This window comes from Sphingobium sp. R-21, assembly GCF_049913335.1.
GTDB lineage: Bacteria > Pseudomonadota > Alphaproteobacteria > Sphingomonadales > Sphingomonadaceae > Sphingobium.
Genome location: NZ_CP184374.1, coordinates 21885 through 37274 on the forward strand (window position 1 = coordinate 21885; position 15390 = coordinate 37274).

At 63.3% G+C, this 15390-nt stretch carries 8 protein-coding genes and 1 tRNA gene; 5 read left to right on the forward strand and 4 right to left on the reverse strand.

Annotated features, from left to right (window positions below; genetic code table 11):
- Positions 1-19: 19 nt before the first annotated feature.
- On the reverse strand, positions 20-427 hold the full coding sequence (locus tag ACN9MX_RS00110) for a MerR family transcriptional regulator (protein ID WP_363739438.1): 408 nt from the start codon (positions 425-427) through the stop codon (positions 20-22).
- A 140-nt stretch (positions 428-567) separates the two neighbouring features.
- On the opposite strand from ACN9MX_RS00110, the gene ACN9MX_RS00115 reads away from it, so the two are divergent.
- The 5 genes from ACN9MX_RS00115 (at position 568) to ACN9MX_RS00135 (ending at position 6412) form a co-directional block, all read left to right on the forward strand.
- Complete coding sequence (locus tag ACN9MX_RS00115; RefSeq protein ID WP_363830942.1) at positions 568-984, forward strand: DUF2946 family protein; 417 nt, start codon at positions 568-570, stop codon at positions 982-984.
- Positions 985-1024: 40 nt separating this feature from the next.
- Positions 1025-3043, forward strand: a complete 2019-nt coding sequence (locus ACN9MX_RS00120; RefSeq protein ID WP_363830940.1) for a TonB-dependent receptor family protein — start codon at positions 1025-1027, stop codon at positions 3041-3043.
- Between the two features lie 42 nt (positions 3044-3085).
- The gene (locus ACN9MX_RS00125) at positions 3086-4708 is read left to right on the forward strand and encodes an NAD(P)/FAD-dependent oxidoreductase (protein WP_363830938.1); all 1623 of its coding nucleotides are present in this window, start codon (positions 3086-3088) and stop codon (positions 4706-4708) included.
- Between the two features lie 510 nt (positions 4709-5218).
- Entirely contained in the window at positions 5219-5611 is a 393-nt protein-coding gene (locus tag ACN9MX_RS00130) for an energy transducer TonB family protein (RefSeq protein WP_363753164.1), read from the forward strand.
- 432 nt (positions 5612-6043) lie between these two features.
- Complete coding sequence (locus ACN9MX_RS00135) at positions 6044-6412, forward strand: thermonuclease family protein (protein WP_133653376.1); 369 nt, start codon at positions 6044-6046, stop codon at positions 6410-6412.
- Positions 6413-6482: 70 nt separating this feature from the next.
- Here the strand turns inward: ACN9MX_RS00135 and ACN9MX_RS00140 are convergent.
- From ACN9MX_RS00140 to rpoB, 3 genes are all read right to left on the reverse strand, one after another.
- Positions 6483-6556, reverse strand: a tRNA-Gln gene (locus ACN9MX_RS00140).
- 234 nt (positions 6557-6790) lie between these two features.
- Positions 6791-11047: a DNA-directed RNA polymerase subunit beta' gene (rpoC, locus tag ACN9MX_RS00145; protein WP_363739447.1), complete on the reverse strand. Its 4257-nt coding sequence runs from the start codon at positions 11045-11047 to the stop codon at positions 6791-6793.
- Between the two features lie 81 nt (positions 11048-11128).
- Positions 11129-15295 carry a DNA-directed RNA polymerase subunit beta gene (gene rpoB / locus ACN9MX_RS00150; RefSeq protein WP_363739449.1) on the reverse strand — a complete coding sequence of 1389 codons (4167 nt, stop codon included), beginning with the start codon at positions 15293-15295 and terminating at the stop codon, positions 11129-11131.
- Positions 15296-15390 lie beyond the last annotated feature (95 nt).

The window sequence follows — 15390 nt, forward strand, 5'->3', positions numbered from 1 at the left end:
TTCTGTTCTGGTGAGCGGATTATTTGTGAAGGACGGATACGAACTGGGACAGTTCCGCTATCGCAGCGTCGATGTCGTCTTTTTGCCTGGTCAGCAGGGCGATGCGCGCCTCGCACTTGGCGATGGTGACGCGGCGCTGTTCCTCATGTTCCTCATCCGCATCATAAAGGTCGATCATCTCGCGAATGTCGGACAGGCTGAAGCCGACCCGCTTGCCGCGCAGAATCCAGGCCAGGCGGGCACGGTCGCGTCGCGAATAGATGCGGGCAAGGCCGTGTCGTTCCGGCGCGATCAGCCCTTCATCCTCGTAGAAACGCAGGGCACGGGCGGTGACGCCGAATTCATCCGACAGGTCCGAGATGGTGTAGCTTTGCCGATCGCTGTGATCGGGAAGCTCGATACCGGCGATAGTGGTGCGTTTGTCCATGGCGGCTGGTGTAGCGTTGCTTTACGTTTACGTCAAGGTGAGAGCGATATCCGGGTGATCAAAACCGATCGTCCCTGCCTGGGCGCTTGGCTCTTTTGTCCTAGTGACAGGGCCAGCCGCTGCCGCTAGGGGCTTGTGCCGTGATGGGGGCAGTCAGACGATCGGAAGGGGCAAGGCGCCTGTTGGCGGCGCTGGCTCTGCTCGTGCTGGCGATTCAGCTTGTGGCGCCGTCCGGTTTCATGCCGATGCGGACCGAAAGCGGCGTGGTGGTGACGCTTTGCACCGGGCAGGGCGCGGTCAATGTCGTGGTCGAACGGGCCAGATTCGACCGGAACGACACGTCGGGCAAGCATCGTCCGGATGACGGCGCACCGGGCCAGCAGCATTGCCCCTTCGCCGCATCGGTGCAGCCGCTGGTCCCGCCGCTGGTCCTCGCCGATCTGCCGCTGCCTGCCTGGCAATTGGGTTTCGGGGCGATCGCCTTTGCGCTCAAGACCGGGCTTATCGCCCGGCTGGCTGCGCCTCCACCGCCGTCCTCGGGGCCGCCCGCCTATTGAAAATCCGTCATTTTCCGGGATTTTCAACAAGGGTTTCTTCATGTCAGTCTTTTCCGTTTCGCGCGGCGTTTCGCTGTGCGCGCTCGCCTGTTCCCTGTCCGCTCCTGCCTTGGCCGAAGAGGCCGAGCAGAGCCGGATCATCGTCACCGCCAGCCCCGTCGTCGCGGAAGCCGCGGCGAAGGTCGTCCGCACGCCCGGCGGCGTGGACGTCGTCCCGGCGGAAGATTTCGAGGACAAGCTCGCCGTCTCCCTGCGCGACGCGCTGAGCTTCTCGCCCGGCGTCTATACCCAGCCGCGCTTCGGGCAGGAGGTGCGCATTTCCATTCGGGGGTCCGGCCTGTCCCGTGGCTATCATATGCGGGGCCTGACGCTGTTGCAGGACGGCATTCCGATCAACATGGCCGATGACAATGGCGATTTCCAGGAATTCGACCCGCAGGTCTTCCAGCATCTGGAGGTCTATCGCGGCGGCAATGCGCTGCGTCTGGGAGGATCGACGCTGGGCGGCGCCATCAATGCCGTGACGCCGACCGGGCGCACGGCGCCGGGGGCGGAAGTCCGGCTGGATGGCGGCTCGTTCGACACGCTGCGGGCGAAGGCCGCCTATGGCTATGCCGATGAGCGGGGCGATGCCTGGGCCGCCGTGACGGGGGACCGATCGGACGGCGACCGCGATCATGGACGGCGCCGGGCGCTGCGCTTCAACGGCAATGTCGGGCTCAAGCTGACTGACCGCGTGGAGACGCGCTTCTACGCCAGTGCACAGGCAATCCGGCAGAAGCTGGCGGGTGCGCTCAACGAAAGCGACGCGCTGAACCATCCGGCGAAGGGCAATTTCGCCGGGGATCAGGCGCGCAATATCGATTCGATCCGTTTGCAGAACCGCACGACTGTGGCGCTGGACGGCGGCGAGCTGGCGTTCGGCGCCTATTATAATGCGAAGGCGCTGGACCATCCGATCTATCAGGTGGTGGACCAGAAGTCGGAGGATCGCGGTGTCTTCGCCAGCCTTGATCTGGCGGGCGATCTGGGCGGGATGCCGGTCGAGCTGACATTGGGTGCGCAGGCACGCTTCGGGCAGGGCCGGTTCCGGCAGTTCGTCAATGTGAACGGCAGGGCGGGCGCGCCGACATCCTATCAGAAGGCGCGGGCGCAGACGATCAACAGCTATGGCGAGGCGCGGATCGCGCCAGTCGCCCGGCTGTGGCTGATCGCGGGCGGCATCTATACCCATGGCGAACGGCGGCTCGACAACCGCTTCGCTCCGGTGCGGAGCGGGGATGCGTCCTTCGACGCCTTCGCGCCGAAATTCGGGCTGCTGTTCGAACCAGCGCAGGCTGTGCAATTCTACGCCAATTATGGCCGGTCGGTGGAGTTGCCGGGCTTCATCGAACTGGGGCAGGCGCCTGCGGGCGGGGCGCCGGGCTTCACGCCGCTGGCCCCGCAGAAGGCGTGGACGGCTGAGGTCGGCACGCGCGGGACGCTGGGCATCGCGCATTGGGATGTCAGCTTTTACCGCGCCAGGCTGAGAGGGGAACTGCTGCAATATAATGTCGTGGCGGGGTTATATCCGGCGGCGACCTTCAACGCGGACCGCACGCAGCATCAGGGGATAGAGGCGGGACTGGACCTGACGCTCACCCCATGGGCGAGCCTGCGGCAGGTCTATCAATATAGCGATTTCCGCTTCCGGGGCGATGTGCAGTTCGGGAACAACCGCCTGCCCGTGGTGCCGCGCCATTTCTATCGCGCGGAACTGAAGCTGGGGACGGAGCGGCTGAGCATTTCGCCCGCCGTCGAATGGCTGCCACAGGGAGCCTGGGCCGATTATGCCAATAGCAAGCGGGTCGGGGATTATGCGACGCTGAACCTGGGTGCGCAGGCGGAGGTGAAGAAGGGGCTGACCCTGTTTGTCGATGCGCGCAACCTGACGGCCGAGCGGGCCGTGGGGGATATCAGTGCCGTGGTCGATTATTCGAAGCTCGCGCCCGCCAGCCGGGCGATCTTCTATCCGATCGAAAGGCGCGCCTTTTATGGTGGAATAAGGGCCCGTTTCTAACAGCACTGGAGCCGACTCGGTAATAGGTTTAGGGGCGGGCGGATGTTGCGCCTTTCCGGATTGAAACTGCCCCTGGACCATCCCGACGAGGCGATGGCCGCAGCCATTTGCGAGCGGCTCGGGCTTGAGCCTCAGCAATTGCTGCGCCATGTCGTGGTGCGCCGGGGCAATGATGCGCGGCGCAAGAATGCGATCCAGCTCGTCTACACCGTCGACGTCGAACTGGTCGACGAGGCGGGCGTGCTGGCGCGTTTCGCGAAGGATCAAGACATTCGCCCGCGTCCGGACACGGATTATAAATTCGTGGCCAGCGCGGCGCCCGGCTGGTCGGGCAAGCGCCCCGTCGTGATCGGCGCGGGACCGTGCGGGCTGTTCGCGGGCCTCATCCTGGCGCAAATGGGATTTCGGCCGATCATCCTCGATCGGGGCAAGGTGGTGCGGGAACGTACCAAGGATACCTGGGGCCTGTGGCGCCGGGCCGAACTCAATCCCGACAGCAATGTGCAGTTCGGGGAGGGCGGCGCGGGGACTTTTTCCGACGGGAAGCTCTATTGCCGGGTGAAAGACCCGCGCTTTCTGGGCCGCAAGGTGCTGGAGGAATTCGTTGCGGCGGGCGCGCCGGACGATATTTTGACCGAAGCGCACCCGCATATCGGCACCTTCCGCCTGGTTTCGATGGTGGAATCGATGCGGCGGCAGATCGAGGGGCTGGGCGGTGAATATCGCTGGCAGCACCGGGTCGACGAACTGGAACTGGAGCGGCAGGCGGACGGCACGCAGAAGCTGCGTGGGCTGCATCTGGCGGACGGCAGCTTCATCGAGGCGGACCATGTCGTTCTGGCGGTCGGCCACAGCGCGCGCCCGACCTTCGAAATGCTCCATCGCCGGGGCGTGCATATCGAGGCGAAGCCCTTTTCCATCGGCGTGCGGATCGAGCATCCGCAAAGCTGGATCGACCGGGCGCGCTACGGCAATTGCGCTGGGCATCCGGTGCTGGGCGCCGCCGCCTACAGCCTGGCCCATCATTGCGCCAATGGGCGGACGGTATACAGCTTCTGCATGTGCCCCGGGGGGCGCGTGGTGGCGGCGACTTCCGAGGAGGGGCGCGTCGTCACCAACGGCATGAGCCAATATTCCCGCGCGGAGTTCAACGCCAATTCGGGACTGGTCGTCGGCATCGACCCGGAACGGGATTATCCGGGCGGGCCGCTGGCCGGGATAGAATTGCAGCGCCATTGGGAAAGCATGGCCTTTGTCGCGGGCGGCGAAAGCTATCATGCGCCGGGACAGACCGTGGGGGATTTCCTGGCGGGCCGCGCCTCTACCGGATTGGGGGAGGTCATCCCCTCCTACAAGCCGGGAGTCACCATGACCGACCTGTCGCGCTGCCTGCCCGAATTCGCGCTGGAGGCATTTCGTGAGGCAATTCCCGCCTTCGGCCGACAGATTGCGCGCTACGACCATCCCGATGCGGTGATGACCGGGGTCGAGACGCGCACTTCCTCCCCCATCCGCATCACGCGGGGCAAGGATTTTCAGAGCCTCAACGTGGCGGGTCTTTATCCCGCCGGAGAGGGGGCAGGCTATGCGGGCGGCATCCTTTCAGCGGCCATTGACGGCATCAAGGTCGCGGAAGCGGTGGGGATGAGCATCGCCTCCGACTGATGTGCATGTTCCTGCCTGCACAGGGGCCCGCCATGCTGATTTTTTCCAACAGGACGGCCGTGCCGGCGGCTGCGGCGGCGTTGGAAGCTGCTCTGTCTCCTGAAAAGGCTGAGCCGCTGCGGCGCGGGAGGAGTCGAGTCGCTGGCCCAACGCTTCTTCCCTCACGTCAAAACCGATAAATGACAGGGGGTTGACGGAAATCCCCGCCAGCGCCGGGAGCGATCTCCAGACGGGCCTGATGAAGGCCAATGTTGAAATATTTCCTATGCTGATGAGAATGAAGATTTATCTTCATTACACAAATTGCGTATTTTGTAATATATAGCTTCACGCATCTTTCGGTCATCAGATACGACCGCAGTCGCAATCCAACATAGCATTATACCAGCAGAGGAGGCCCCTATGCGTGCCAGATATTTGGTCCTTTGCTCGTCCTTGCTGCTGTCGACAGGGGTGAGTGCCAGGCAGCCGGGCGATCAACTTACCGTCATTGCGTCCCCGGAAAAGGAGATGAGCTATGAAAAATGGCAGGACCGAACCGCAAACCGCCTGACCGGCAGCATTCGCCGCGCCGCCGATCAGAGTTTCGATCGTTCCGCGACTGGCTATGCCCGGGTCGAGTTCCGCCTGGATGAACTGGGGCGGCCGCAAGCCGTCTCGCTTGCGCAGCCTTCGTCGTCGCGGGCCGTCGATCGCCTGTCGCTGCGCGCCGTCAGGGCGATGGGGCGGCTGACGCCCTTGCCGCCGCAGATTGCAGGGAATTCGCGGTTTGAAGCATGGATCATCGTCGCCAACGATATGTGGCAACGCGATGATATGTTGAACCGGCTCCGCACCGATCACCACGCCCGGATGATGGCGCAGGCGGGCGGCGACCGACCCGTCCTGATTGCGTCGCGCTGAACGCCGCCCTTTCCCCCGGATGGCGTGGCAAGACGCGGACTGGAAGAGCGGTTGGGTGTGGCGTGGTTCGGCCGGCCCGCAGACATGCTTCTTCGCTCTTCCAGTTTCCTCCGTGCACCTGGAATCCAGATTCGCTGTGGGCTAAATGCCTGCCGTCGATGCCGCTCCCTGGCGCAAATTCCGTACCACCATGAATGGTCCGCGACCGGAAATTCCGATATTCTGTATCGGAACGGAACATATTCATTTAAAATGATAAAATAGAATGGAATATCGAGTATAAGCAGGGAGATGGTTCGGGCTTGGGATTGTTGACCGAAATGTGGCGGGCGGATGATTTCAGAAGCAGGATCGCCCTGTTATTGGCAGCCGCAGCGGGGAGAGCATGAGCGGTAAGCCGGGCATTGCCGCTGACGGCGCGTGGTTTGGCCGATGATTGCTGCTCTGTTCTTTGCCTCAGCCCTGACGGTGGTGGATGGCGGCACGCTGCGCGTCAACGGCGAACCGATCAGGCTCCTTGCCATTGAGGCTCCCGACATCATCAACCGATGTCGCAAGCGGAAAGCGTGCCCGCAGGATAATTCCCGGCAAAGCAGGGAAAGCCTGAAGCGCGCATTGCGCGATCCCATCACCATCGTCCCTGTCGCGCGCGACGCCTATGGGCGCACGATCGCCATCGTCTATGCCGGAGGACTCAACATGTCCTGCGAACAGGTCCGCAAGGGCATGGCGGTCTACAGATCCTCATGGGACGTGGGACGCCGCCTGGCCAGGGAATGCCGGTTCCTGAAAAGGCATTGACCGGCTCGGGCGTCCTTTGAGGCCAAAGCCGGGCACCTTTTGCGGTCAGTCGAGGATTTGGAGGAAAGTCTGGATGCCCGACAAGGATTCGAACCTTGATTGACGGAGTCAGAGTCCGCTCTCTTACCATTAGAGGATCGGGCATCAGGATGAGCCATCGGCTCACCGGAGAGGCGCAAATAGGCGGCGATTCTGGATTGGTCAAGAGGATTTGCGACCGGCATCCCGGACAATTGCACAGCCTGCAATGCGGCATGTGCAAAAGAAAACCCGCCGGACAGGCTGTCGCTTCCGGCGGGCTCTTCATCAATCCCTGACGGGTTAGGAAGGACGGGGCCCGCTACCTGAACCAGGAAGCGGGCCCCTATTTCAACGCGCTTATTCCATGTCCTCGGTGGTGAAATCCTCACCCTGGACGACAGCCAGCGGATCGTCGCCGATGGCGGCTTCCGGGCCCTGGCGCAGTTCGGCGGCATGCTCTTCGGCGGCCGTCTTCGGTGCGATCAGGTCGACCTGGCTGGAAGCCCGCAGCGCGGCGCGCATTGCCGCGTCGCGCGACGATGCGGCGACGCGCATGCGGTTCATGCCAGCGCCCGTACCCGCCGGGATGAGGCGGCCGACGATGACGTTTTCCTTGAGGCCCACCAGCGTGTCCTTCTTGCCCTGGACCGCCGCTTCCGTGAGGACGCGGGTGGTTTCCTGGAAGGAAGCCGCCGAGATGAACGAACGCGTCTGGAGCGAGGCCTTGGTGATGCCGAGCAGCACCGGCTTGCCAGCGGCGGGCGCGAAGCCCGGCTGGAGCTTGGCGTTGATCTCGTCCATTTCCTCGCGGTCGATCTGCTCGCCCACCAGCAGCGTGGTGTCGCCGGACTCGATGATCTCGACCTTCTGCAGCATCTGACGAACGATCGTTTCGATGTGCTTGTCGTTGATCTTCACGCCCTGCAAGCGATAGACTTCCTGGATTTCCGCGACCAGATATTCGGCCAGCGGCTCGATGCCGAGAACTTCCAGAATGTCGTGCGGATCGGGCGAACCGCCGATCAGATTGTCGCCGCGCTTCACGAAGTCGCCTTCCTGAACGTCGATCACCTTGCTCTTGGGGATCAGATATTCGACCGGCTCGCCGCCATCCTCGGGATTGATGGCGATCTTGCGCTTCGCCTTGTAATCCTTGAGGAACTGAACGCGGCCCGACACCTTGGCAATGATCGCATTGTCCTTGGGCTTGCGGGCTTCGAACAGTTCGGCGACGCGCGGCAGACCACCGGTGATGTCGCGGGTCTTCGCAGCTTCGCGAGAGACACGCGCCAGCACGTCACCGGCCTGCACCTGAGCGCCGTCATCGACCGACAGGGTTGCGCCGACCGCGAGCATGTAGCGCGCGGCTTCGCCCGACTGATCGTCGAGCAGGGTGAGGCGGGGACGCAGATCCTCCTTGGTGCGGGCGGAACCACGATGCTCGATGACGACGCGCTGGGCAATGCCGGTCGCTTCGTCGGTCTGCTCGGTCAGCGTCTTGTTGTCGATCAGGTCGACATACTTAACGATGCCCGGCTTTTCCGTGATCACCGGCATGGTGAACGGATCCCACTCGGCAAAGCGTTCGCCCTTCTTCACGGTATCGCCATCCGCAAACAGGATGGTGGCGCCGTAAGGCAGGCGGTGCGTTTCGCGCTCGCGGCCTTCGGAGTCGATGATCGCGATCTCGCCGTTGCGGGCAAGCGACAGGCGACGGCCATTCTTGTCGGTGATGGTCGGCATGTCCCGCAGTTCGATCGTACCGTCGGCCATCGATTCAAGGTTCGACGTTTCATTGAAGTTCGCCGCGCCGCCGATGTGGAAGGTACGCATGGTCAGCTGCGTGCCCGGTTCACCGATGGACTGCGCCGCGATGACGCCGACCGCTTCACCGATATTGACCGGCGTACCACGGGCGAGGTCACGGCCGTAGCACTTGCCGCACACGCCCATCCGGCTTTCGCAGATCAGCGGGCTGCGGATCTTCACGGCCTGCGTGCCGATCGCTTCGATCTGGGTGATCATCGCTTCGTCGAGCAGGGTGCCGATGGGGATGACGATGCTGCCATCTTTGGTGTCGACAATGTCCTGCGCCGTGGTGCGGCCCAGGATACGCTCGCCGAGCGAGGCGATGACCGAACCACCCTGAACGATGGCCTTCATCTCCAGCGCCTTTTCGGTGCCGCAATCTTCCTCGACGATCGTGCAGTCCTGCGACACGTCGACCAGACGGCGGGTCAGATAACCCGAGTTCGCCGTCTTGAGCGCGGTGTCGGCCAGACCCTTGCGGGCGCCGTGGGTCGAGTTGAAATATTCAAGGACGGTCAGGCCTTCCTTGAAGTTCGAGATGATCGGCGTTTCGATGATCTCGCCCGACGGCTTGGCCATCAGGCCGCGCATGCCGGCAAGCTGCTTCATCTGCGCCTGCGAACCACGGGCACCCGAATGCGCCATCATGTAGATGGAGTTGATCGGTGCCATGCGGCCGGTTTGCGGATCCTTGGGCTGGGCGCGGATCTCGTCCATCATGGCGTTCGCAACCTGGTCGCCGCAACGGCTCCAGGCGTCGATCACCTTGTTGTACTTTTCCTGCTGGGTGATCAGGCCGTCCTGATATTGCTGCTCATAATCGGCCACCAGCGCCTTGGTTTCGTCAACCATTGCAGTCTTCGAATCCGGGATCACCATGTCGTCCTTGCCGAAGCTGATGCCGGCCTGGAACGCGTGTCGGAAGCCCAGCGCCATGATGGCGTCGGCGAACAGCACCGTGTCCTTCTGGCCAGTGTGACGATAGACCTGGTCGATGACGTCACCGATTTCCTTCTTGGTGAGAAGGCGGTTGACCACGTCGAAGGGCACCTTGTGGCTCTTGGGCAGGCATTCGCCCAGCAGCATGCGGCCCGGCGTCGTTTCGAACCGCTTCATATACTGGTTGCCGGCTTCGTCGGTCTGCGGGACGCGGCTGATGATCTTCGAGTGCAGGGTGACCGCCTTGGCATAGAGGGCCTGGTGGACCTCCTGCATGTCGGCCAGCAGCATACCTTCGCCCGGCTCGCCTTCGCGCTCCATGGACAGGTAATAGATACCCAGGACCATGTCCTGCGACGGCACGATGATCGGCTTGCCGTTGGCGGGGCTGAGGATGTTGTTGGTCGACATCATCAGCACGCGCGCTTCCAGCTGCGCCTCAAGGCTCAGCGGCACGTGGACGGCCATCTGGTCACCGTCGAAGTCGGCGTTGAAGGCCGAGCAGACGAGCGGGTGAAGCTGGATCGCCTTGCCCTCGATCAGCACGGGTTCGAACGCCTGGATGCCGAGGCGGTGGAGCGTCGGCGCGCGGTTCAGCATCACCGGGTGCTCGCGGATCACCTCGTCCAGGATGTCCCAGACTTCCTTGCGCTCCTTCTCGACCCACTTCTTGGCCTGCTTCAGGGTCATGGACAGACCCTTGGCGTCGAGGCGGGCGTAGATGAAGGGCTTGAACAGTTCGAGCGCCATCTTCTTCGGCAGGCCGCACTGATGCAGCTTGAGTTCCGGACCGGTCACGATGACCGAACGGCCCGAATAGTCGACGCGCTTGCCGAGCAGGTTCTGACGGAAGCGGCCCTGCTTGCCCTTGAGCATGTCGGACAGCGACTTCAGCGGACGCTTGTTCGCGCCGGTGATGACGCGGCCGCGACGGCCATTGTCGAACAGGGCGTCGACGGCCTCCTGCAACATGCGCTTTTCGTTGCGGACGATGATGTCCGGCGCACGCAGTTCCATCAGGCGCTTCAGGCGGTTGTTGCGGTTGATGACGCGACGGTAGAGGTCGTTCAAGTCCGACGTCGCGAAACGGCCGCCGTCCAGCGGCACCAGCGGGCGCAGTTCCGGCGGGATGACCGGCACGACGTCCAGGATCATCCATTCGGGACGGTTGCCCGATTCCAGGAAGCTCTCAACCACCTTCAGGCGCTTGATGATCTTCTTGGGCTTCAGTTCCGACTTGGTGACGGCCAGCTCGTCCAGCAGTGCCTGCTTCTCGCCCTCAAGGTCGAGGTCCATCAGCATCTGCTTGACCGCTTCCGCGCCGATGCCGGCGGAGAAGGCGTCCTCGCCATATTCGTCCTGCGCGTCGAGCAGCTCGTCTTCGGTCAGGAGCTGGAACTTCTCCAGCGGGGTCAGGCCCGGCTCGGTGACGATGTAGGATTCGAAATAGAGGACGCGCTCAAGCTGCTTCAACTGCATGTCGAGCAGCAGGCCGATGCGCGAGGGCAGCGACTTCAGGAACCAGATGTGCGCGACCGGCGCGGCCAGTTCGATATGGCCCATCCGCTCGCGGCGGACCTTCGACACCGTGACCTCGACACCGCACTTTTCGCACACGATGCCCTTGTACTTCATGCGCTTGTACTTGCCGCACAGGCACTCATAGTCCTTGATCGGACCGAAGATGCGGGCGCAGAACAGGCCGTCACGTTCGGGCTTGAACGTACGATAGTTGATGGTTTCCGGCTTCTTGATCTCGCCGAAGGACCAGCTGCGGATGCGCTCCGGGGAGGCGAGGCCGATCTGGATCTGGTCGAAGGTTTCCGGCTTCTGGATCGGATTGGCGAAGTTCGTCAGTTCGTTCATATCTCAAGTCCCTCTAGAGGGTAAAATTCTGTGGCGAGGACAGGGGAGGGCACTGTCTTCGGGAGACGGCGCCTGGCACCCTTATTCCGCCGCCTGCGCGAAGCCGTCGCCGTCTTCCTCGACCTCGTCCATCGCGGCGAGTTCGACGTTGAGGCCCAGCGAGCGCATTTCCTTGACCAGCACGTTGAAGCTTTCGGGGATGCCGGCCTCGAACGTGTCGTCGCCCTTGACGATCGCCTCGTAGACCTTCGTACGGCCGACCACGTCGTCCGACTTCACCGTCAGCATTTCCTGCAGCGTGTAGGCGGCACCATAGGCCTGGAGCGCCCACACCTCCATTTCACCGAAGCGCTGGCCGCCGAACTGCGCCTTACCGCCCAGCGGCTGCTGGGTGACGAGGCTGTAGGGGCCGATGGAGCGTGCGTGGATCTTGTCGTCGACCAGGTGGTGCAGCTTCAGCATGTAGATGATGCCGACAGTGACCTTGCGGTCGAACTTGTCGCCCGTGCGCCCGTCGAACAGGTCCGACTGACCCGACGAGTGCAGGCCGGCCAGCTCCAGCATCGCCGACACGTCCGCTTCGCGGGCGCCGTCGAACACCGGGGTCGCCATCGGCACGCCGCGGGCAAGATGTTCGGCAAGATCGACGATCTGCTCGGCCGTGCGGCCTTCGATCTGGTCGGCATATTGCGGACCATAGGTCTCAAGCAGACGGGTCTTGACCGCATCCGGCATCTCGCCGCCCTGCGCGTTCGGATTGGCTTCACGCCAGTCCTCCAGCGCATGCTTGAGCTGCTGGCCAAGGCCGCGGGCAGCCCAGCCGAGATGCGTCTCGAAGATCTGCCCCACGTTCATGCGCGACGGCACGCCCAGCGGATTGAGCACGATGTCGACATGGGTGCCGTCCTCCAGGAACGGCATGTCCTCGATCGGCAGGATGCGCGAGATGACGCCCTTGTTGCCGTGACGGCCGGCCATCTTGTCGCCCGGCTGCAGCTTGCGCTTCACCGCGACGAAGACCTTGACCATCTTCAGGACGCCCGGGGGCAGTTCGTCGCCACGCTGCAGCTTGTCGACGCGATCCTCGAACTTCTCGACGATCAGCTTCACCGCTTCGTCATACTGCGCCTTGACGGCTTCGATGCCGGCCTGGCGGGTATCGTCAGCGACCGCGAACTTCCACCATTCATGACGCTCGACTTCGCCCAGCAGGGCCTCGTCGATCTCGATGCCCTTGCGCACGCCCTTGGGTGCGGCGGTGGCCGTCTGGCCCAGCAGCATTTCCTGCAGGCGGTTGAAGGTCGCGCGGTTGAGGATGGCGCGTTCGTCCTCGCGGTCCTTGGCGAGGCGGTCGATTTCCTCCCGCTCGATCGCCATGGCGCGCTCGTCCTTGTCGATACCGTGGCGGTTGAAGACGCGGACTTCGACGACGGTGCCAGCAACGCCCGGCGGCAGGCGCAGCGAGGTGTCGCGCACGTCGCTCGCCTTTTCACCGAAGATCGCGCGGAGCAGCTTTTCTTCCGGGGTCATCGGCGATTCACCCTTGGGGGTGATCTTACCGACCAGGATATCGCCCGGCTCCACCTCGGCGCCGATATAGACGATGCCCGCCTCGTCGAGGTTGCGCAGCGCTTCCTCGCCGACGTTCGGGATGTCGCGGGTGATGTCTTCCGGACCCAGCTTGGTGTCGCGGGCCATGACCTCGAACTCCTCGATATGGATCGAGGTGAAGACGTCGTCCTTCACGATCCGCTCGGAGATCAGGATGGAGTCTTCATAGTTGTAGCCGTTCCAGGGCATGAACGCGACCAGCGTGTTGCGGCCCAGCGCCAGCTCGCCAAACTCGGTCGACGGACCGTCGGCGATGACGTCGCCGGCCTCGATCAGGTCGCCCACCTTCACCAGCGGACGCTGGTTGATGCAGGTGTCCTGGTTGGAGCGCTGGAACTTCTGCAGCGTGTAGATGTCCACGCCCGACTGGCCGGGTTCGATGTCGCCGGTGGCGCGGATCACGATACGGGTCGCGTCGACCTGGTCGATGATGCCCGCACGGCGAGCGGCAATCGCGGCACCGGAGTCCCGCGCAACCGTGCCTTCCATGCCGGTGCCGACGAACGGCGCCTCGGCCCGGACCAGCGGCACGGCCTGACGCTGCATGTTCGATCCCATGAGCGCGCGGTTGGCGTCATCGTTTTCCAGGAACGGAATGAGCGAGGCCGCAACCGACACCAGCTGCTTGGGGCTGACGTCCATCAGGGTGATGTGGTCCTTGGGCGCCATCAGGAACTCGCCCGCTTCACGCGCCGAGATCAGGTCTTCGGCCAGCGTGCCGTCGGGGTTCAGTTCGGCGTTCGCCTGCGCGATGGTGTGCTTGGCCTCCTCCATCGCCGACAGATAGACGACGTCGTTCGTCACCTTGCCGTCGATCACCTTGCGGTAGGGCGTTTCGATGAAGCCATATTTGTTTACCCGGCTGAACGTGGCCAGCGAGTTGATCAGGCCGATGTTCGGGCCTTCGGGCGTTTCGATCGGGCAGATACGGCCATAATGGGTCGGGTGAACGTCGCGGACTTCGAAGCCGGCGCGCTCGCGGGTCAGACCGCCCGGCCCAAGCGCCGACACGCGGCGCTTGTGGGTGACTTCCGACAGCGGGTTGGTCTGGTCCATGAACTGCGAAAGCTGCGAGGAACCGAAGAACTCGCGCACCGCGGCCACGGCGGGCTTCGCGTTGATGAGGTCGTTCGGCATCACCGTCGACACGTCGACGCTCGACATGCGCTCCTTGACGGCGCGTTCCATGCGCAGCAGGCCGACGCGATACTGGTTTTCCAGCAGCTCGCCCACCGAACGCACGCGGCGGTTGCCGAGATTGTCGATATCGTCGATCTCGCCCTTGCCGTCCTTCAGGTTCACCAGTTCCTTGACCACGGCGAGGATATCCTCGGTGCGGAGCGTGGTGACGGTATCCTCGGCGTCGAGGTCGAGGCGCATGTTGAGCTTCACGCGGCCCACGGCCGAGAGGTCATAGCGCTCCGGATCGAAGAACAGGCCGGCGAAGAGGGCTTCGGCGGTTTCCTTCGTCGGCGGTTCGCCAGGGCGCATCACGCGGTAGATGTCGGCCAGCGCCTGATCGCGTTCCTCGGCCTTGTCGGCCTTCAGCGTGTTGCGAATCCAGGGGCCGGTGGTGACATGGTCGATGTCGAGCAGTTCGAGACGGTCGATGCCCGCCTTGTCCAGCTTCTCGAGATTCTCCGGCGACACTTCGTCGCCCGCCTCGATGTAGATTTCACCGGTCGACTCGTTGATCAGGTCATAGGCGCTGTAGCGGCCATAGACTTCCTCGGTCGGGATCAGCAGCGTTTCCAGGCCGTCCTTCTCCGCCTTGTTGGCGGCGCGGGGCGAAATCTTGTGACCGGCGGCGAACACGACCTCGCCCGACTTGGCATCGACGATGTCGAAGGCCGGCTTCTGGCCGCGCCACGCCTCGGCGGTGAACGGGATCTGCCAGCCGCCTTCGCCGCGGACGAAGGTCACCTTGTTGTAGAAATAGCCCAGCATGTCCTCGGGCGTCAGGCCCAGCGCATAGAGCAGCGCCGTCACCGGCAGCTTGCGCTTGCGGTCGATGCGGACGTTGACGATGTCCTTGGCGTCGAATTCGAAGTCGAGCCACGAACCGCGATAGGGAATGACGCGGGCGGCGAACAGATATTTGCCCGAAGAGTGGGTCTTGCCCCGGTCATGGTCGAACAGAACGCCCGGCGAACGGTGCATCTGCGACACGATGACGCGTTCGGTGCCGTTGACGATGAAGGTGCCGTTCTGCGTCATGAGCGGCATGTCGCCCATGTACACATCCTGCTCCTTGATATCCAGGACGGAGCGGGTTTCGGTGTCGGCGTCCACCTCGAACACGATGAGGCGCAGCGTGACGCGCATCGGCGCCGCATAGGTGATGCCGCGCTGGCGGCATTCCTCGACGTCATATTTCGGGTCTTCCAGCTCGTAATGGACGAAATCCATTTCGGCGGTGCCGGCGAAGTCGCGGATCGGGAAGACCGAGCGCAGGGTCTTTTCCAGGCCGGAGACATAGCCGATCGAGGGGTCGGAACGGAGGAACTGCTCATAGCTCTCCCGCTGGACTTCGATCAGGTTGGGCATCTGCACCACTTCGTGGATGTCGCCGAATACCTTTCTGATGCGCTTCTTCGCGCCGGTATTGCTGATCGTGGGGAGAGCTTTGGTCGCCATTGCGTATCCTGCCTGGTTGTTCGTCGCATTTTTTCGCATCGCAGCGAAAATTCAGCCTGGCCTGTCGATTTCCGGGGTGATTCGCCCCTTCATCG